We start from the raw sequence: 19,807 nt of genomic DNA on the forward strand, positions 1-19,807 counted from the left end.
TTTTTATACCCAAAGATGCAGACCTGTTCAAAAATAGAAAAAATCATACAAAGAAACGCCAAAACCGACATTTGCCGGAGTTGGCGTTTCTTTGTTAGGGACTTATTTTACAGCCCCTTTTTTGTCATATATGAAAATCCTTCCTCGGATGCTTGGTGGCCAGAATGTTTCGCTGCTTCGCGACAGCAACGTGCGTGTAGATCTGGGTGACGTTGATGGAACTGTGTCCCAGCATTTCCTGAATGTATCGAATGTCAACGTCGGCCTCTAATAAGCTGGTGGCAAAGGTATGGCGAAACATATGTGGCGTGATATGCAGGTCGATAGCGGCAAGAGAGGAGTATTTGGTGATCATTCTGCGGACGGACTGATCGGACAAAGCTCTTCCCGCCTGGTTGGCAAAAAAATGATGACAGCCTTCGATTTCTGTATGAAAGTCATGTCTGTATTCTGATAAAATATGGATGACTTCATCGCTTCCAATCTGAATGCGCCTTTCTTTGTCACCTTTTCCGTAAATAAGAATCGTTCCGTCGTATAAGTTGACATCATGACTTTTTAAGGTGCATAATTCGGAAATCCGCATACCCGTTGCAAACAAAAGCTCTGCAACAGCAGCATCTCTCAAGGCATTTCTTTTCTGGTAGAGTGTTGTTGCAGTTTTGCGCTGCTTGTAAATAGTGGTTAAGAATGTTTCAACGACCGGTAGAGGAATGGTTTTGGGTAATATGGCCGGTTCACGAAAACGGATCTGTAATTTGTTAAAGGGATTACGGATGAGAATGTCTTTGTATTCAAGGTAATGAAAAAAGGCTTTCACAGAGGCTATTTTCCGTTTGACGGTTTTAGGCTTGTATTGCTTATGCAGTGCTGCAATATAGGCTTCAAGAGCTGCAGAGCTGAGCGCGGGAAGCTCCACGGGAGGAGTCTGTTCTGAAAACTGCCGCAGATCGATCCTATATGCTTTCAGGGTCTTTTCATCCAGACGTTTCTGTGAGCTGCAATATGCCAGATAATTTTCGATAAGTGTTTGTGTCGTATCCATAATGTTCTCCTTTGGTATAAATTTAGATACCGAAGATTATAGCGTACATAGATTCAATACACGGAAAATTCAGACGAAAAAATACCGCCCAAAGTGACAAAAGAACTTAAAAAATACGAAGTTCAAAAAAAATGTATTTTGCTGTTGACACAGACGCTTTAAAATGATATTATACTAATCGCGGCAAACAAAACGCATGCGGAAGTGTCGGAACTGGCAGACGAGCAAGACTAAGGATCTTGTGATCATTGCGATCGTGTGGGTTCAAGTCCCATCTTCCGCATTATATAATTATCAGAGCATGCTCTTGAATCTCAGGATTCAAGAGCTTTTTTCATAGAAAATTACGTCCTATGAATTAAGGGATGCATGATGCAGGTGTTGGAAGTTTGATTGCATAGCCATATCATGATATAATTTGAAGAATGAAGTAAAAGAGAGTACGCATATGAAAGAAAATACTGTAAACAGCAGAGATTTGGAAAAGGCATTGGCAGAGGCAACGCGAAATAAAGAACAGCTTGAGCAGAGAATTGTTTCATTACATAATATTCATGCGGCGCTATCTTCAGGTGCATGGAATCTTCTGTATGATAAGGAAGGAAATCTTGTCGCAGTGAACTGGTCAGATACATTGCGGCAGATGCTGGGATTTTCATCAACGGAGGATTTTCCCAATACATTTGAAACATGGTCGGACAGACTGCATCCGGAAGACAAAGAAAATGCATTGGGAGAATATGAAAGCGTGCTTGCAGATAAGACGGGCAGGAAGGTTTACGATGTGGAATACAGGCTTATGTCTAAGAGTGGAGAGTACCACTGGTTCCGCTCTACCGGTTATTTGTCAAGAAGAGCGGATGGCTCACCCCAGTCTTTTGACGGTATTTTTATCAACCACGATGAAAGACATACAATCGATGAGAAGCTGCAGCGTACACTGAAAGAGGCGCAGGATGTCCGGGATGAACTGCTGCTGGATCATGAGATCATATCGGCTGTCAGTAAACTCTATTTTTCTATTTATCGAATAGACCTTGAGAAGGATTTTTATGAAGAAATATCCAGTGACCGGTCTGTACACCGGCTTACAGGGCACGAAGGGAAAGCACAGAAGAAGATGTATGAGCTGTGTGATTCTATTGTATCGGAGAAGTACAGAGAGGCAGTACGTCATTTCTTTAATCTGTCTACCGTTGCAGAGCGGTTAAGGAATACAGATACGGTAGAGATGGAGTATTTATCAACAGATGGGAACTGGCATCAGGCAAGATTTATAGAGAAAAAGCGAAATGAAGATGGCAGGGTTACGCATATTTTGTATGTTACCCGTATTGTCAGTCAGGAAAAGCAAAAGGAACTGGAAAAGCAAAGGCTGGAAGTTGCCTATAAAGTTGCGGAAAGCGCAAATGAGGCGAAAACCACATTTCTGCTGAATATGTCACATGATATCAGAACGCCTATGAATGCGATTATCGGATATTCGCAGTTAATGCGGAAAAAGCTGACGGATCCTGATCTTATTCATTACCAGGAAATGATAGAGGAGTCGGGGAATATACTGCTGTCTATTATCAATAATGTGCTCGATATGGCAAGGATTGAAAGTGGAAAGATGGAACTGGACGAAAACTATGATGCGGTGGGGTCTATTGTTTCCAAAATATGTCAGGTTTATCAGGAAGAGGCAGAGAAGAAGGGAATTCACATTATTTATCAGGAGAATATCCCCAATCTGCATGTACTGTGTGATATTACGAAGATAGAAGAAATCTTTACGAATCTGATCAGTAACTCTATCAAGTATACGCTTTCAGGTGGAAGAATTGATGTGAGTATAGAGGAAGTACCCTGTGAAAAAAAGGGGTATGTAGCCATTAAGACAACAGTCCGGGATACAGGGATCGGAATGAGTAAGGATTTTATACCGCGTATTTTTGAACCGTTTGAGCGGGAAAGGAATACGACAGCGGGAAAGGTTGCGGGCACAGGACTTGGTCTGCCGATTGTAAAGAAGCTGGTAGAACTTATGGAGGGAACGATTGAAGTGGAGAGTGAACTCGGTAAGGGCAGCAAATTTACTGTTATTATTCCGCATAAACTTGTAGACAGTAAGCTGTATGAAAAGAATGAGCCGGCTCCTGCAGGAGATTTCAGGCGTGTATTTGAGGGGAAACAGATTCTGTTAGCGGAGGATAACGATCTGAACGCGGAAATCGCAACAGTTATTCTGGAGGATATGGGATTCGTAGTAGACCGGGCAGAAGATGGAATCATATGTGTGAATAAAATGGAGCAGCAGAAAGCGGGCACATATGATATCATTTTAATGGATATTCAAATGCCAAATATGGATGGGTATAAGGCTACGCAGATGATAAGACAGCTCCCGGACAGTAAAAAGGCTTCTATACCAATCGTTGCAATGACCGCAAATGCTTTTGAAGAAGACCGGAAAAGGGCATTTGAAATGGGAATGAACGGACATATCGCAAAGCCGATAGATATTGAAAATATCAGAAGTACACTGGCACCGCTGTTAACGACACAAAAAAGATGAAAAAGCCTTGCATTATTTCAAAAAAAGTCCGATACTATAAATAGGAAAAGTGTTTTTCTTCAAAGGAGTGAAGCATATGAGTATTCGAATCACAGGAAGAACAGATTACAGCGCATTATTTTCTTCCCTGAACGGTGGAAAATCTACGGGAATCGGCGGCGGAAGTTATTCGCTTGCTGATTACGCCAGCATAAAGAATGGCAGCTATGGCAAGCTGATGAAGGCATATTATACAAAGGCAGCCTCATCGGACACGGCAACTGCCGCGAAGAAGACAAACAGCAAGACAGCTACAGCAGATACAACATCTGAAAATGCATCTCTGCAGAAGAGTGCCAATGCACTTGTGAAATCTGCCGAAAGCTTATTGAAAACCGGTAAGGACTCCGTTTTCAAGGAGAAGGATATCACGACAAAGGATGAGAACGGTGTTGAAAAGACGACAAAGGGCTATGATACGGATGCAATTTATAAAGCGGTATCCGCATTTGCAAATGACTATAACAGCGTTCTGAGTGCAGCAGCAAAGTCAAAGAACAGCAGTGTTGTTTCAACAGCTTCCAATATGGTGCAGCAGACAGTTGCAAATGAAAAGATGCTTTCTAAGATCGGTATCACGATCGGAGAGGACAATAAGCTCTCTGTAGATGAAAAGAAATTGAAAGCAGCAGATATGACAACGGTGAAGAGCATGATGAACGGAAACGGCTCTTTTGCTTACGGCGTACAGACAAAGGCATCCTTTATCAGTATGTATGCAAAGAATGACCAGAATAAAGCCAGTGGTGTATATGGTTCTTCAGCAACTTATACCGCATCTCTATTCTCAAATGGAGACATCTGGAACAGCTTTATTTAAAAAATTGTTCGAAAAAATAAAAAATTTTAAAATAGGCATTGACAGAAGCCCTAAAAGAAGATACAATACATCTTGCGCGCAGGAGTGGCGGAATTGGCAGACGCGCAGGCTTCAGGTGCCTGTGGTAGCAATATCGTGTGGGTTCAAGTCCCATCTCCTGCATACCAAACCTCAGCAGAATCTGCTGAGGTTTTCTTTTTTTCTATATGTGATAGGAAATTCTGATCACACATAGATGCGCCGCAAGGATGCGCACTTGTGCGAAGAAGAGATGGAAATCACAAAATTCACATAAGAAAAAAGGAATCCTGCGAAATGTGCAGAAAAATATAAATAGGGAGCCGTCAAGTGTCTTTGGAGGAAGAGAATCTATATGACAATCAGAGAGAATCTGGAACAAATGGAATGTACCAACCTGAGTCCGTATGCCTGCCTGAGTAAAAATTCAAAGGGCAGGGATCGGGAGGAAAAGCAATGCGATATCCGCCCTGTTTTCCAAAGGGACAGAGACAGAATTCTGCATTCCAAGTCGTTCAGGCGTTTGAAGGACAAAACACAGGTATTCCTGACGCCGGAAGGTGATCATTACCGGACACGTATGACGCATACGCTGGAGGTTTCCCAGAATGCGCGTACGATTGCAAAAGCTCTCCGCTTGAATGAAGATCTTGTAGAGGCGATTGCACTTGGGCATGATCTTGGGCATACGCCATTCGGTCATGCAGGGGAGAGGGCACTGAACAGCGTCTGTCCGCTGGGCTTTGTACATAGTGAGCAGAGCGTCCGTACTGTTGAAGTACTGGAAAAGAACGGGCAGGGACTGAACCTGACGTATGAAGTGCGTGATGGGATCCGCAATCACCAGACGAGCTGTATGCCATCGACATTGGAAGGCAAGATCGTCCGTATGTCGGATAAGATCGCATATATCCATCATGATATGGACGATGCGATCCGCGCAGGGATCCTGACGGATGCAGATGTGCCAAAGAGCATCGGCGATGTGATCGGTTATACGCTCGGAGAGCGGCTGGATCACTTTATCCATGATATTGTGACAAACAGCGCGGGCAAGGATGATATTATCATGTCGGAGCCGGTAGCAAATGCGATGAAAGAGCTGCGTGCTTTCATGTTTGAAAATGTTTACCAGAATCCGGTAGCAAAAAGCGAAGAGAGCAAGGCAGAAAATCTCATTATTACCCTGTATGAGTATTATTTGAAAAATATGGATCTGATCCCGCGGGATATGCTGAATTTAATGGACCGCGACGGGACGCCGAAGGAGCAGATCGTTTGTGATTATGTAGGAGCCATGACAGACCGTTTTGCGATCGCAAAATATGAAGAAATTTATATTCCGAAAACGTGGCATGGTTAAGTTGGTGATAAAATGTATTATTCTGATGAACTGGTAGAAGAAGTCAGACAACGAAATGATATAGTAGATATTATCTCAGGCTATGTGAATCTGAAGAAAAAGGGCGGTAATTATTTCGGACTTTGTCCGTTCCACAATGAGAAGTCCGCTTCTTTTTCCGTCAGCCCCGGGAAACAGATGTATTACTGCTTCGGCTGCGGGGCAGGCGGTAATGTATTTACCTTTATCATGAATTATGAGAATTACACTTTTGCGGAAGCGATCAAGCTGCTGGCAGACAGGGCAGGGATCGCACTGCCGGAGATCGAGGATTCCAAGGAAGCGAGAGAAAAGGAAAATCGCAGGAAAACACTTCTGCAGATCAATAAGGAAGCTGCGACTTACTTTTATTATCAGCTGCGGGCACCGCAGGGACGTGTGGGGCTGGATTATCTGAAAGGCAGACAGCTCAGTGATGAGACGATGAACCGGTTCGGACTGGGCTATTCGAATAAGACAAGCAGTGATCTTTGCCAGTATCTGCGCCACAAGGGTTATCCGGATGAACTGATCCGGGAGTCTGGCGTTGCGGTATTCAATGAAAAATATGGCATGAGCGATAAGTTCTGGAACCGTGTGATGTTTCCAATTCAGGATGTCAACCATCGAGTGATCGGCTTTGGTGGCAGGGTAATGGGAGAAGGCGAGCCCAAGTATTTAAACTCCCCGGAGACACCGGTATTTGACAAAAGCCGGAATCTGTACGGATTGAATTTTGCCAGGACGGCAAGACAGGATAATATCATTCTGTGTGAAGGCTATATGGATGTCATTGCCATGCACCAGGCTGGCTTTACGCAGGCGGTCGCATCGCTTGGAACGGCGTTTACAAGCGGACAGGCAAATCTGCTCAGGCGCTATACGGAGAATGTCATTTTGTCATATGACAGTGACGGAGCAGGTGTGAAAGCAGCACTGCGTGCGATCGGTATTTTAAAAGAGGCAGGCTTGACCGGTAAGGTACTGAATCTGGAGCCGTATAAAGACCCGGATGAATTTATGAAAAATCTGGGGCGGGAGGAGTTCGCAAAACGTCTATCACAGGCGGAAAACACCTTTTTCTTTGAGCTTAGGATGATGCAGAAGCAATATGATCTTTCTGACCCGGAAGCAAAGACGAAGTTTTACAATGAAATTGCAAAGAAGCTGTGTGGCTTTTCCGAAGAAGTGGAAAGAGAAAATTACACGGAGGCTGTGGCAGAGAAGTACAATATCAGCATGGAAAGCCTGAAAAAGCTTGTAACAGGCTATGCGGCAAAAATGGGCATGGCGGCTGAGGTTATACGGCCGAAACAGCCCGTGCAGCAGAAAAATACGCCGAAAGAGCAACAGGAGAATGTACAGAAGCTGCTTCTGACATGGCTGGTTGAAGAACCGCATCTATACAAAAAGATCAAAAAATATATCACGCCGCTTTCTTTTACGAATGAATTGTACAGGCAGGTTGCGCAGGAGCTGTTCCCGAAGCTGGAAGAAGGAAAACCGAATCCGGCAGCGATCATCAGCCGGTTTTCACAGGAAGAAGAGCAGCGCGAGGCGGCATCTTTATTTAATACAAAGCTGCCTTATATGCAGCAGGATATGGAATCGCAGTCACAGGTGCAGGAAAGAGAAAAAGCGTTTCATGATATTGTTGTCAAGGTAAAACGGAATGCCTACGAACAGGATCTGAAAGCATCGGGGTCTGATATGGAGGCACTTTCCCGTGTTATTTCGGGCAGACAGGAGCTGGACGAGCTCGAGAAAACGCATATTTCTTTTGATTAAGGTTAAAATAGATACATAAATGGAAGGATGGAAAAAAGATGGACGAAAACACACAGGCAAGACTGGATGAAAAACTGAAAGAGGTTTTGGCACTTGCCAAGAAAAAGAAAAATGTTCTGGATTATCAGCAGGTAGTGGATTCTTTCGCTGAGCTTTCTTTAGAGGATGATCAGCTTGACAAGATCGTAGAATATCTGGAGCACAACGGCGTGGATGTGCTGCGTATTACCGATGATGATGAGCCGGATGAAGAAATGCTGCTGGCAGAGGAAGAAGAGGTTGATGTTGAGAATATCGATCTTTCTGTCCCGGATGGTGTCAGCATTGAGGATCCTGTCCGTATGTATCTGAAGGAGATCGGTAAGGTACCGCTTCTGAGTGCAGAGGAAGAGATTGAGCTTGCAAAGAAGATGGAAGAAGGCGATGAAGAGGCAAAGAAAAAATTAGCAGAGGCTAACCTTCGTTTGGTTGTCAGCATCGCAAAGCGTTATGTGGGACGTGGTATGCTGTTCCTTGATCTGATCCAGGAAGGTAACCTTGGTCTGATCAAGGCAGTTGAAAAATTCGATTATCGGAAAGGATATAAATTCTCTACGTATGCAACATGGTGGATCCGTCAGGCGATCACAAGAGCCATCGCCGATCAGGCAAGAACGATCCGTATCCCTGTGCATATGGTGGAAACGATCAATAAACTGATCAGAGTCAGCAGACAGCTCTTACAGGAGCTTGGACGCGAACCTACGCCGGAAGAAATTGCAAAGGAAATGAATATGCCGGTAGACCGTGTACGTGAAATCTTAAAGATCTCTCAGGAACCGGTTTCTCTGGAAACACCGATCGGTGAAGAGGAAGATTCCCACCTTGGCGATTTTATTCAGGATGACAATGTGCCAGTACCTGCAGATGCAGCGGCATTTACGCTCCTCAGAGAGCAGCTCAATGAGGTGCTTGACACACTGACAGAGCGTGAGCAGAAGGTACTTAAGCTCCGTTTCGGTCTGGACGACGGACGTGCCAGAACACTGGAAGAGGTTGGGCGTGAGTTCAATGTTACAAGAGAGCGAATCCGTCAGATCGAAGCAAAAGCACTGCGTAAGCTCCGTCATCCGAGCAGAAGCCGTAAGCTGAAGGATTATCTGGATTAATGATGGAAGCAGTAAGTTTATCAAACCGTCTTCAGACGGTAGCGGATATGGTAACAGGCAGGCGGGTAGCGGATATCGGCTGCGATCATGGCTTTGTGTCCATTTATCTGGTGCAGGCGGGAAAAGCAGATCATGTACTGGCTGCTGACGTCAGACCGGGACCTTTGTCGCGGGCACAGCAGCATATCAAAGAGGTACAGCTTACGCCGTACATAGAAACACGGCTTTCGGACGGACTTGCCGGGGTAACACCGGAGGATCGGATCGATACGGTGATCCTGGCGGGTATGGGCGGACGCCTGATGCGGCGGATCTTAGGAGAACTGGACAGACTGCCGGTGCAGGAGCTTGTGCTGCAGCCACAGTCGGAATGGGAAGAACTGAGAGCTTTTCTGTATGAGCAGACATATTTGATCGTAGAAGAGAATATGGTGCTGGAAGAGGGAAAATATTATCCGGTTCTGCGTGCGGTAAGAAAAGAGACGGCAGCAAAAGAGCAGATCGCATTTATCGAAGCATGTGAGAAGCTGCCGGCGGAAAAAAGACAGGTCATGCATGCATTCGGGCCTTATCTGATGCAGGAGAAAAATGAGCAGCTTGTCAGCTATATCCAAAAGGAACAACAGAAATTTGCAAAAATACTGGAAACAATAGAGCAGCATCAGAGCAGTTCTGATGAGGCGGTCAGCAGAAAGAAGATGCTGGATCTGGCAGCAGCCATGCTGGATCTTGCATAAGGAAAACAGGAGGGCATATGCGCTGCGCAGATGTGATACGGAAACTGGAAGAACTGTCTCCGCTTTCTTATGCGGAAAGCTGGGATAATCCCGGACTTTTGGCGGGCAGGACAGATAAGGAGATCAAAAGGATCTACATAGCTGTCGATGCGACCACGGAAGCGATCGCGGAAGCGGTAAGTGCCGGTGCAGATATGCTTCTGACACACCATCCGCTTATTTTTAAGGGCATTAAAAAAGTAAACAGTGAGGATTTTATCGGCAGACGGATCTTAACACTTTTGCAGGCTGATATGTGCTATTATGCCATGCACACCAATTTTGATGTGATGGGAATGGCGGATGCGGCAGCAGATGAACTGAAGCTGCAAAACAGAGAGGTGCTGGATATTACCTTTGAAGATGATATTGCCAAAGAAGGGTTTGGAAGATTGGGGGATCTGCCATATCCGATGACGGTCGATGAATGTGCGGCTTATGTCAAAGAGCGTTTTCATCTGCAGGCGGTAAAGGTATTCGGACAGGGCAGCCAGCAGCTTGTCAGGGCGGCAATTTCGCCGGGCTCCGGCAAGTCCATGATCGCACCTGCGATCGGAAAGGGTGCGGATGTGCTGATCACCGGTGATATCGACCATCACGAAGGAATTGATGCGGTAGAGCAGGGCATGGCGATCATTGATGCAGGACACTATGGACTGGAGAAGATTTTTGTGCCGTATCTGCAGGAATATCTGAAAAGAGAAACAGAAGGTATTGAGATCATAACACAGGGAAAAGCGGATCCGTTCCGTATCCTGTAAGGGAATGGGAGGTAGCAAAATGCTGCATATCAAATATGACGGTAAAGTATATGAATACGCCGAAGGAACGACGTATGAAGAGATCGCAAAGGATTTCCAGAGCAAATATGCTGCAAGGATCGCACTTGTGATCGCAAACGGAAAGATCCGGGAGCTTTTGAAAGCACCCGAGCGTGATACAGAGATTTCCTTTTTGACATATGCGGATGATGCAGGACACAAGTCTTATGTCAGAACCGCAACCATGGTACTGATGCGTGCCATGTATGATATTCTGCCTGAGGTGCATCCGGATCAGATAAAGGTAGAATTTTCAATCGGAAAGGGGTATTATATCAGTGTCAGAGGCGTCAACCTGACAGAAGCAATCGTGGCAAAAGCGGAAGCGCGTATGCGCGAGCTTGTGGAGCTTGCGGAGCCAATCCATAAGCAGGCAATGCCAAAGGATGAAGCAATCGCTATATTTGTGCAGATGCATATGCAGGATAAGGTGAAGCTGTTCCGTTACAGACGGAGTTCTACGATCAATGTTTATAATATGGGCAGCTACTATGATTATTATTATGGCTATATGCTGCCACACGCAGGGTATGTACCGTATTTTTCCCTGCAGGCGTATGAAAGCGGCATGATCTTAAATCTGCCGGATAAGGAAGCACCGGAAGTTGTTTCCCCATTCGAGCCGAGAAAACAGCTTTTCACAACGCTTTCCCAGGCAACGGACTGGGGCATGAAGCTGGGCATCGATACAGTCGGAGATCTGAACGACCAGATCTGTGAAGGCAAGCTGAATGATCTGATCCTGGTGCAGGAAGCACTGCAGGAGCGCAGGATCGGTGAGATCGCAAAGGATATCGCGAGCCGCGATGGTGTGAAGTTTGTGATGATCGCAGGGCCATCTTCCAGCGGAAAGACGACATTTTCACACAGGCTTTCCATTCAGCTCCGCACACTTGGTTTAGTGCCGCATCCGATCGCACTTGACGATTATTTCAAGAACAGATCCGAGACGCCGCGTGATGAGAACGGTGATTATAATTTTGAATGTCTGGAAGCACTGGATGTGGAGCAGTTCAATAAAGATATGAGTGATCTGCTGGCAGGCAAGGAGGTAGAACTTCCGACCTTTAATTTTAAGACCGGAATGCGGGAATACAGAGGTAATGTAAAGAAGCTGGGCAAGGATGATATTCTGGTACTGGAAGGAATCCATGGACTGAATGATGCCATGTCGTATTCTCTGCCAAACAGCAGCAAATATAAGATCTATATCAGCGCACTGACCAGCCTGAATATAGATGAACATAACCGGATCCCGACGACAGACGGCAGACTGATCCGTCGTATGGTCAGGGATGCACGTACCAGAGGCGCATCTGCGAAGAGAACGATCCAGATGTGGCCGAGTGTCAGAAAGGGAGAAGAAGAAAATATTTTCCCGTATCAGGAAAAAGCAGATGCCTTCTTTAACAGTGTGCTGATCTATGAATTGGCAGTACTGAAACAGTTTGCGGAACCGCTTCTGTTTAATATCACGGAGGAGGAACCGGAATATTACGAGGCAAAGAGACTGCTGAAATTCCTCGAATACTTCTTAGGGGTCAGTACGGAGCATCTGCCAAACAACTCCATCGTAAGAGAGTTTGTGGGTGGCAGTTGTTTTCCGGTGTAGTAAGGACGGCAGCACATCGCCGCAGGCGATTTTGGAATGCTGCACATCCCGTAATGGGGATAAAAATATGATTTAATGTGATAAATAAGCAAGTAGGACAAATGATCGCGGCTGCCAGACCGAAAGGCGACAGACGAGGAAAGTCCGGGCTTCACAGGGCAGGATGCCGGATAACGTCCGGTGGAGGCGACTCCAAGGCCAGTGCAACAGAAATATACCGCCGGGATCTCCCGGTAAGGGTGGAAAGGCAGCTTAAGAGACTACCGCCCTGCTGGTAACAGCAGGGGCACATGTAAACCCCATCCGAAGCAAGACCGAGCAGAGAACGATGCAGCGGCCCGTTGCGTTTTCAGGTAGGTTGCTTGAGCCTGCTGGCAACAGCAGGCCTAGATAGATGATCATTCAACGACATAACCCGGCTTACCGTCCTGCTTGCTTTTTTATAAAGTATTTAACAAAGGACAAGAACATGTTATTCAATTCACTGGCGTTTGCCATATTTCTTCCGATTGTCTTTTTTTTATATTGGGCACTTCCAAGTAAATACCGTTCTTTTTTTCTGCTTATTGTCAGCTACTATTTCTACATGAGCTGGAATGTCAAATATGTCGTACTCATTCTGTTTACAACCGTGCTGTCTTATGGCTGTGCAAGGCTGCTTGAAAAATACCCTGCACACAAAAAGCTGTTTTTATGGCTGACGATCGTAGCATGCATGAGTGTTTTGTTTTTCTTCAAATATTACAATTTCTTTGATCTGACGATCGTACGGATCCTCCAAAAATGTGCGATCCCGGTGCAGGCACATACGCTTACCCTTTTGTTACCCGTGGGTATTTCTTTTTATACCTTCCAGACGCTCAGCTATGTGATCGATGTATACCGGGGAGAGGTGGAAGTGGAGCGGAATTTCTTTACCTATGCAGCTTTTATTTCCTTCTTTCCACAACTTGTGGCAGGACCTATTGAGCGAACATCGAATCTTTTGCCGCAGATCAAAGGGGCGCATACCTTCCACCGGGAAGATGCGGTATATGGACTGAAGCTGATGGCATGGGGCTTTTTTAAGAAGCTTGTGATCGCAGATAATCTCGCGGTTTATGTGGATCTGGTTTTTGATACGCCGCAGGATTATCCGGGCTTTGCCATGCTGCTGGCAGCCTTTTTCTTTACAATACAGATTTACTGTGATTTTTCGGGATATTCGGATATTGCGATTGGTACGGCAAAGCTGTTTGATATCAGACTGATGCAGAATTTTAGCAGCCCGTATTTTGCAACCTCTGTGAAGGATTTCTGGAGCAGATGGCATATTTCTTTATCCACCTGGTTCCGGGACTACGTTTATATCCCGCTTGGCGGTAACAGAGTCGGAAAACTGCGGCACTGTGCCAATCTCCTTGTGACATTTCTGGTGAGTGGGCTTTGGCATGGCGCTGCCTTTACCTATATTGTCTGGGGCGGGCTTCATGGCGTGCTGCAGATACTGGAAAACAGCATTCCGCTGTTTCGGGCACATATCAGACGCGCCAAAGAGGGAACGGAGAAGCAGGGCGTTCTGGTGATCAGCAGGCTTGTGACATTTTTCCTGGTGATGCTGGCATGGGTCTTTTTCCGTGCAGGGTCAGTATCACAGGCAGTGTATATCCTGCGGGATATGTGGACTGGCATAGGGCATCCGCTTTCTTACCTGCGGACAGGCTTTGCGGGCCTCGGACTGACACTGCGGACGACACTTGAATTGGTAGTGCCCCTTGTGCTCCTGGCTGTTTATGATGCCTGCAGCCTGCATACAGATCCGATCCGAAAAACGGGGACGTGGAAACCGGTGCTCCGCTGGAGCTTTTATTATGGATTTATGCTTCTCGTGATCCTGCTGGCATCGTTTAATGCACAGGAATTTGTATATTTCCAGTTTTGAGGTAACAAAAACTATGTGGAAAGAAATCGGTAGTATTGTCAAAAAGTTAATATTGCTTTTGTTTCCTTTCTTTCTCCTTCTGCCGCTGTATTGCAGATTCTTCCCGGAAAACTATCTGGATGGGGAATATGCCATGTACAGGCAGCAGCAGGATTATGTGCAGGGCAGAACAGGCATTGCTGCAAAGGTTCTGATCGTCGGTGATTCCCGGACAAAGGCGGGGATGGATCCGTCGCTTCTCTGGGAGGGCAGCTACAATATCGCGCTGGGCGGGACAACGCCGATCGAGGGCTATTATGCACTGAAGGAATATATCGAAACGCATGCAGATGATCTGCCGCAGACGGTTGTGATCGCATATGCGCCAATGCATTATATGGATGTGGATACGTTATGGACAAGATGTATTTATTTTCATACGCTGAGTAGTGCGGACTTTTCTGATCTGGCATCGCGTGCAAAGAGCTTTCAGGATACGGAGCATATTCTGATCGACCACTACAGACTGGAATATCTGCAATATAAATTTTATATGCCAAATAAATATGCCACTGCTTTGAAAAAGGCTGTTTTTTTCGGACGCAGGCAGGAAAATCTACAGAAATATGAGCAGGTGGAAGCAGACAGCGGACATACCTATTACGGAATGGCAGACCATTCGGATGATGTGGACGGAGAAGCCAAGGTCAGTGACTTTAGTGCTTCCGATATCATCACAACCTATCTGACACAGATGTTTCTTTTGTGCAGGGAAAATAACATACAGGTGATCTTAGAGCAGACACCGGTCAATGAGACTTCTTATAAAATCTTTACGCGGGCGTTTAAAGACCATTACCGCAGCTATATGGCGAATCTGGTGCAGGAGTTTCCGGACGTGTTGTTTTACCCGGATTTTTACTGTTATCCGAATGACTGCTTCGGAGATGCGGATCACCTGAACGAAAAAGGTGTGCAGACTTATTGTGGCTATTTAAAGGAAAAATATCCGGACCTTTAAAGCCGGTAAGCGAAAATATAGAAAAAGGGCTTGCAGAATTCTGACATGTGTGCTAGTATGTACTCACATGCTTTAAAGCGTTGAAGCGTAAAAGAGAAAAGAAAGGAAGTAGATTACAATGGCACAGAAGGGAAACTTGATGACAGTTCGTACTGACGTCAAGGTATTAGATGCAACAATCAGAGACGGAGGACTGGTGAACAGCTTTTATTTTACAGATGAGTTTGTAAATGAACTGTATCGTACAAATGTAAAAGCAGGCGTTGACTATATGGAATTCGGCTATAAGGCATCTAAGGATATGTTCGATGTCAATAAATTCGGCAAGTGGAAATTCTGTGATGAAGACGATATCCGCGCGATCGTGGGAGATAACAATTCGGATCTGAAGATTTCCGTTATGGCAGATGTAGGCCGCTGCGATTATAAAAAGGATATCATTGATAAAAAAGACAGCGTGATCGATATGGTACGTGTGGCAACCTATATCAATACAATGCCTGCAGCGATCCATATGATCGAGGATGCAAAGGAAAAAGGATATGAGGTTACCTGTAATATCATGGCGATCTCCAATGCGCAGGAGGCAGATCTGGATACTGCACTGAAGATGCTGGCAGAGACAAATGTAGATGGTGTTTACCTGGTAGACAGCTATGGTTCTCTTTACCCGGAACAGATCCGTGCCCTCTCTGATAAATATGTGGATGCCATGGATGCAGCAGGCAAATATGTCGGAATCCATGCACATAACAACCAGCAGCTTGCTTTCGCCAATACGATCGAATCCATGGCAAGAGGTGTGAGCCTGCTGGATGCGACCATGAGCTCTATGGGACGTGGTGCAGGCAACTGTGCAATGGAATTGTTACTTGGCTTTTTGAAAAACCCGAAATACAATTTATTCCCGGTACTGAAATTTGTGGAAACGCAGATGACAGCACTGAAGGAGCAGGGAGTTGTCTGGGGCTATGATATCCCATACTTCCTGACAGGCAGATTAAATCTGCATCCGTCATCAGCGATCGACTGTATGAAAGCAGGCAGAACGGATTACACAGATTTCTATACAGAACTTCTGGACAGAAGCTGATCCTGCAATAGAAAATGGCAAAAAGAGTGAAGAAGGGTAGCGTATGCTATCCTTCTTTTTTACTGCACAGGAAATTCCTTTGGCATTAAGCGCAGTTCACAGATTTTTTATTTGCGTAATGTCCCTAAACATATTAAAATGGTGATGTTTGGAAATAGAAAAGGAAACGGGAGAAACATGGACAAGGTATATCTGGTTGGCGTGGATACGCAAAATGACAGACAATTTGAACGTTCTATGGCGGAGCTTGCAGAGCTGGCAAATGCCTGCGAGATGGAAGTTGTGGGAAGCTGTGTGCAGCATACGCAGATCAACAAAGCAATTTATGTTGGGCCGGGAAAACTGGAGCAGATCAGAGAAGAAGCGGAAAGCCTGCAGGCAGACCTGCTTTTGTTCAATGATTCGCTGACACCGTCCCAGCTCCGGAATATTCAGGATGATACGGGAATGGCAGTCATGGATCGTACAACGCTGATCCTGGAGATTTTTGCATCCAGGGCAAAATCCAGAGAAGCGATGCTGCAGGTAGAGGTGGCAAGGCTGCAATACCTGCTGCCCCGTCTTGTGGGACTGCATGACGCATTATCCAGACAGGGCGGAACGAGTGGCTCCATGAGCAGCAGAGGCAGCGGCGAGAAGAAACTGGAGCTTGACAGAAGACGGGCACAGAACCGCCTGACAGAGCTGAAACGAGAGCTTGCCGAAATGGAAACGGAACGCCAGACGCAGCAGAAGAAGCGTGCCAGATCTGCGATCCCGCGTGTCGCACTGGTCGGTTATACCAATGCGGGAAAGTCGACGATCATGAACAGCATGGTCATGCGCTATCTGGGCGATGCGGAAAAAACGGTCATGGAAAAGGACATGCTGTTTGCGACACTGGATACAACAGTCCGCAGTATTACACCGAAGGAAAATAAGACTGTGCTCCTGTCCGATACGGTTGGGTTTATCGACAAGCTGCCACATGGTCTTGTCAAGGCATTCCGCTCTACGCTGTCGGAGGCAGCAAGTGCAGATCTGCTATTGCATGTGGTGGATTTTTCGGATCCTGATTACAAAGACCATATTGCCGTGACAAATGAAACACTGGAGGAGATCGGTGCTGCGGATATTCCGGTTCTGATGGTATATAATAAGGTTGACCGGATGGAAGGAGCAAGTTATCCAAGGGTAACTGAATCGGCGGTATATATTTCCGCAAAGGAAGAGGACGGCATCATACTTTTGGCGGATGAAGTGCTGAAACGGGTGTATGCGGGGCATGAGATCTGTCATATGTGCCTGCCTTATGCGAGAGGAGATATCTTCTCTTATTTGAAAGAACAGGCAAATGTACTTTCGGAAAGCTATGAGGCAGATGGCATTTTAGTAACGGTGGAATGTAGTCAGGCAGATAAAGGACGCTTTGCGGAATTTCTGGTTTGACAAGTGTGCTATAATAAGTATAGCGGCATGGGAAATCCCTGTGATTTCCGGTGCAAAAGGTAACTATAGTAAGAAGCAGAATAAAGAAAGGTGAAGAACATGACAAAAATTGATATTGTTTCCGGATTTTTGGGAGCAGGAAAAACAACTTTAATAAAGAAACTGTTAAAAGAGGCACTGCAGGGAGAGCAGGTCGTTCTGATCGAGAATGAATTTGGTGAGATCGGTATTGATGGCGGCTTTTTAAAGGAAGCAGGCGTAGAGATCACAGAGATGAACTCCGGTTGTATCTGCTGCTCTTTGGTTGGTGACTTTGCATCAGCACTGAAGCAGGTACTGGATCAGTATCATCCTGACCGTATCCTGATCGAGCCGTCCGGTGTCGGAAAGCTTTCCGACGTTATGCGTGCGGTAGAAGGTGCAACAGGTGAAGCTGGCGTACATTTAAACAGTGCGGTTGCAGTTGTGGATGCAAAGAAATGCAAGACTTATTTAAAGAACTTTGGTGAATTTTTCGAGAACCAGATCGAGCATGCAGGCACGATCATTTTAAGCCGTACAGGCGAAATGAGTGAGGAAAAGATCAACCAGTGTATCGAACTGATCCGTCAGCATAATGAAAAGGCAGCTATCATTACAACTCCTTGGGATGAACTTGAGGGTACAAAGATCATGGAAGCCATTGAAGGTGCCAAGGATCTGGAAGCAGAGCTTCTGAAAGCTGTTATGGAAGAACATGAGCATGAACATCATCATCACGACCATGACGATGAATGCTGCCATCATGACCACGATCACGAAGAACATGAGCATCATCATGACCATGATCACGAAGAACATGAGCATCATCATGATCATGACCATGATCATGAAGAACATGAGCACCATCATGACCATGATCACGAAGAACATGAGCACCATCATGACCATGATCACGAAGAACATGAACATCATCATGATCATGACGGACACTGCTGCTGCGGACATGACCACGAGCATGGACATCATCATGCAGATGAAGTATTTACAAGCTGGGGCATGGAAACACCGGACAAGTATACAAAGGAAGAATTACAGAATATGCTGGATGCATTAGAGGACAAAGAAAAATATGGCTTTATCCTGCGTGCCAAAGGTATGCTTCCGGCTGAAAACGGCTTTATCCACTTTGATTATGTACCGGGTGAGAGCGAGATCCGTGATGGCAGTGCTGAGTACACAGGTAAGATCTGTGTCATCGGATCAGAACTGAAGGAAGATGCTTTAAAAGAGCTGTTCAGTAAATAAGCAGACAGAAATATGATAAGAAAGAGGAAAGAATTTATGATTCCTGTATATATGATTAACGGATTCCTGGATAGTGGTAAGACAGAGTTTATCCAGTATACGATCGCGCAGCCTTATTTCCAGATGCGTGCCAAAACGCTTCTGATCGTATGTGAGGAAGGCGATATCGAATATGATGCGACGCTTCTGAAAAAGAGCAGGACTGTCATGGAACTGATCGAGGATGAGGAAGATTTTACAGCGCAGAATTTGATCGAGCTGGAGAAAAAGCATAAACCGGCGCGTATCCTGATCGAGTTTAACGGTATGTGGAACAGCAAAAATGTAAAACTGCCTTGGCACTGGAAGCTGGAACAGCAGATCACCTGTATCGACGGCTCTACATTCTCAAGCTATTTTACGAATATGAAATCTCTGCTGGCAGAGCATATCCGCAAATCTGAGCTGATCATTATGAACCGCTGTGACAATATTATTGAGCAGATCCCGACCTACAAGAGAAATATCAAGGCGATCAACCAGAATGCCGAGATCATCTTTGAGGATAAGAACGGCGAAGTAAATGCGACGCTCGAAGAAGATCTGCCGTTTGATGTCAATGCAGATGTGATCGATCTGGATGATACAGGCTATGGAATCTGGTATATTGATGTGCTGGATAATATGCAGCGTTATGTCGGAAAGACGATCTCCTATGTAGGTATGGTGCTGCATCCTGAAAATTTCCCGAAGGGATATTTTGTACCGGGCAGAATGGCAATGACCTGCTGTGCGGAGGATATGGCATTTCTGGGCTATGCCTGCAAGTATGACCAGGCAGATACCTTAAAGCAGAAGGAATGGGTCAAGGTAACGGCAAAGGTAGCCATTGAATACTTTGAAGATTATGGCAAGGAAGGCCCTGTGCTGCATGCCATTTCTGTAGAAAAGACGAAAGCACCGAAGGAAGAAGTAATCAGCTTTGTGTAAGCTGTAAACAACCCAAAACATGACATATTGTACAAAACAAATGCATAATTTCCGTATAATGAGCCAAGCGACATTGGCTCATTATTTTGTTACAATAAATC

General features: G+C 45.6%; 15 protein-coding genes, 2 tRNA genes and 1 other RNA gene. 17 read left to right on the forward strand and 1 reads right to left on the reverse strand.

Translation table 11 applies throughout. The annotated features are described in order from the left end of the window. Positions 1-124 precede the first annotated feature (124 nt). Positions 125-1,045, reverse strand: a complete 921-nt coding sequence (locus KQI22_RS10865; protein ID WP_216552235.1) for a tyrosine-type recombinase/integrase — start codon at positions 1,043-1,045, stop codon at positions 125-127. Between the two features lie 198 nt (positions 1,046-1,243). Between KQI22_RS10865 and KQI22_RS10870 the strand changes: the two genes are divergently transcribed. From KQI22_RS10870 to KQI22_RS10950, 17 genes are all read left to right on the forward strand, one after another. Continuing rightward, positions 1,244-1,328 (forward strand) — tRNA-Leu (locus KQI22_RS10870). 165 nt (positions 1,329-1,493) lie between these two features. Further along, positions 1,494-3,605: a hybrid sensor histidine kinase/response regulator gene (locus KQI22_RS10875; protein ID WP_253293609.1), complete on the forward strand. Its 2,112-nt coding sequence runs from the start codon at positions 1,494-1,496 to the stop codon at positions 3,603-3,605. A 76-nt stretch (positions 3,606-3,681) separates the two neighbouring features. After that, the gene (locus KQI22_RS10880; RefSeq protein WP_216552237.1) at positions 3,682-4,464 is read left to right on the forward strand and encodes a hypothetical protein; all 783 of its coding nucleotides are present in this window, start codon (positions 3,682-3,684) and stop codon (positions 4,462-4,464) included. Positions 4,465-4,542: 78 nt separating this feature from the next. Next, positions 4,543-4,626, forward strand: a tRNA-Leu gene (locus tag KQI22_RS10885). Positions 4,627-4,837: 211 nt separating this feature from the next. Beyond that, positions 4,838-5,845 carry a deoxyguanosinetriphosphate triphosphohydrolase gene (locus KQI22_RS10890; protein WP_216552239.1) on the forward strand — a complete coding sequence of 336 codons (1,008 nt, stop codon included), beginning with the start codon at positions 4,838-4,840 and terminating at the stop codon, positions 5,843-5,845. A 12-nt stretch (positions 5,846-5,857) separates the two neighbouring features. Then, positions 5,858-7,651: a DNA primase gene (gene dnaG, locus KQI22_RS10895; RefSeq protein WP_216552241.1), complete on the forward strand. Its 1,794-nt coding sequence runs from the start codon at positions 5,858-5,860 to the stop codon at positions 7,649-7,651. A 38-nt stretch (positions 7,652-7,689) separates the two neighbouring features. Then, positions 7,690-8,799 carry an RNA polymerase sigma factor RpoD gene (gene rpoD / locus KQI22_RS10900; protein ID WP_022005546.1) on the forward strand — a complete coding sequence of 370 codons (1,110 nt, stop codon included), beginning with the start codon at positions 7,690-7,692 and terminating at the stop codon, positions 8,797-8,799. Positions 8,800-8,801: 2 nt separating this feature from the next. Next, positions 8,802-9,536, forward strand: coding sequence for a tRNA (adenine(22)-N(1))-methyltransferase (locus KQI22_RS10905; RefSeq protein ID WP_216552243.1), 735 nt, complete (start codon positions 8,802-8,804; stop codon positions 9,534-9,536). Between the two features lie 17 nt (positions 9,537-9,553). Then, the gene (locus KQI22_RS10910; RefSeq protein ID WP_216552245.1) at positions 9,554-10,336 is read left to right on the forward strand and encodes a Nif3-like dinuclear metal center hexameric protein; all 783 of its coding nucleotides are present in this window, start codon (positions 9,554-9,556) and stop codon (positions 10,334-10,336) included. A gap of 19 nt (positions 10,337-10,355) precedes the next feature. Next, complete coding sequence (locus tag KQI22_RS10915) at positions 10,356-12,008, forward strand: nucleoside kinase (RefSeq protein WP_216552246.1); 1,653 nt, start codon at positions 10,356-10,358, stop codon at positions 12,006-12,008. 89 nt (positions 12,009-12,097) lie between these two features. Continuing rightward, an RNA gene (gene rnpB, locus KQI22_RS10920) (RNase P RNA component class A) lies at positions 12,098-12,447 on the forward strand. A gap of 30 nt (positions 12,448-12,477) precedes the next feature. After that, positions 12,478-13,929 (forward strand): MBOAT family O-acyltransferase, encoded by a 1,452-nt coding sequence (locus tag KQI22_RS10925; RefSeq protein ID WP_216552248.1) that lies wholly within the window; start codon positions 12,478-12,480, stop codon positions 13,927-13,929. A 13-nt stretch (positions 13,930-13,942) separates the two neighbouring features. Then, positions 13,943-14,929, forward strand: coding sequence for a hypothetical protein (locus KQI22_RS10930; RefSeq protein ID WP_216552250.1), 987 nt, complete (start codon positions 13,943-13,945; stop codon positions 14,927-14,929). Between the two features lie 118 nt (positions 14,930-15,047). Further along, complete coding sequence (locus KQI22_RS10935; RefSeq protein ID WP_216552252.1) at positions 15,048-16,022, forward strand: aldolase catalytic domain-containing protein; 975 nt, start codon at positions 15,048-15,050, stop codon at positions 16,020-16,022. A 177-nt stretch (positions 16,023-16,199) separates the two neighbouring features. Beyond that, positions 16,200-17,450, forward strand: a complete 1,251-nt coding sequence (gene hflX, locus KQI22_RS10940) for a GTPase HflX (protein ID WP_216552254.1) — start codon at positions 16,200-16,202, stop codon at positions 17,448-17,450. Positions 17,451-17,549: 99 nt separating this feature from the next. Continuing rightward, positions 17,550-18,737 carry a CobW family GTP-binding protein gene (locus tag KQI22_RS10945; protein WP_216552256.1) on the forward strand — a complete coding sequence of 396 codons (1,188 nt, stop codon included), beginning with the start codon at positions 17,550-17,552 and terminating at the stop codon, positions 18,735-18,737. 36 nt (positions 18,738-18,773) lie between these two features. Beyond that, positions 18,774-19,706: a TIGR03943 family putative permease subunit gene (locus KQI22_RS10950; RefSeq protein WP_442905257.1), complete on the forward strand. Its 933-nt coding sequence runs from the start codon at positions 18,774-18,776 to the stop codon at positions 19,704-19,706. Positions 19,707-19,807: the final 101 nt, after the last annotated feature.

Source organism: Kineothrix sp. MSJ-39, assembly GCF_018917935.1.
In the GTDB taxonomy this organism is placed as follows: domain Bacteria; phylum Bacillota; class Clostridia; order Lachnospirales; family Lachnospiraceae; genus CAG-194.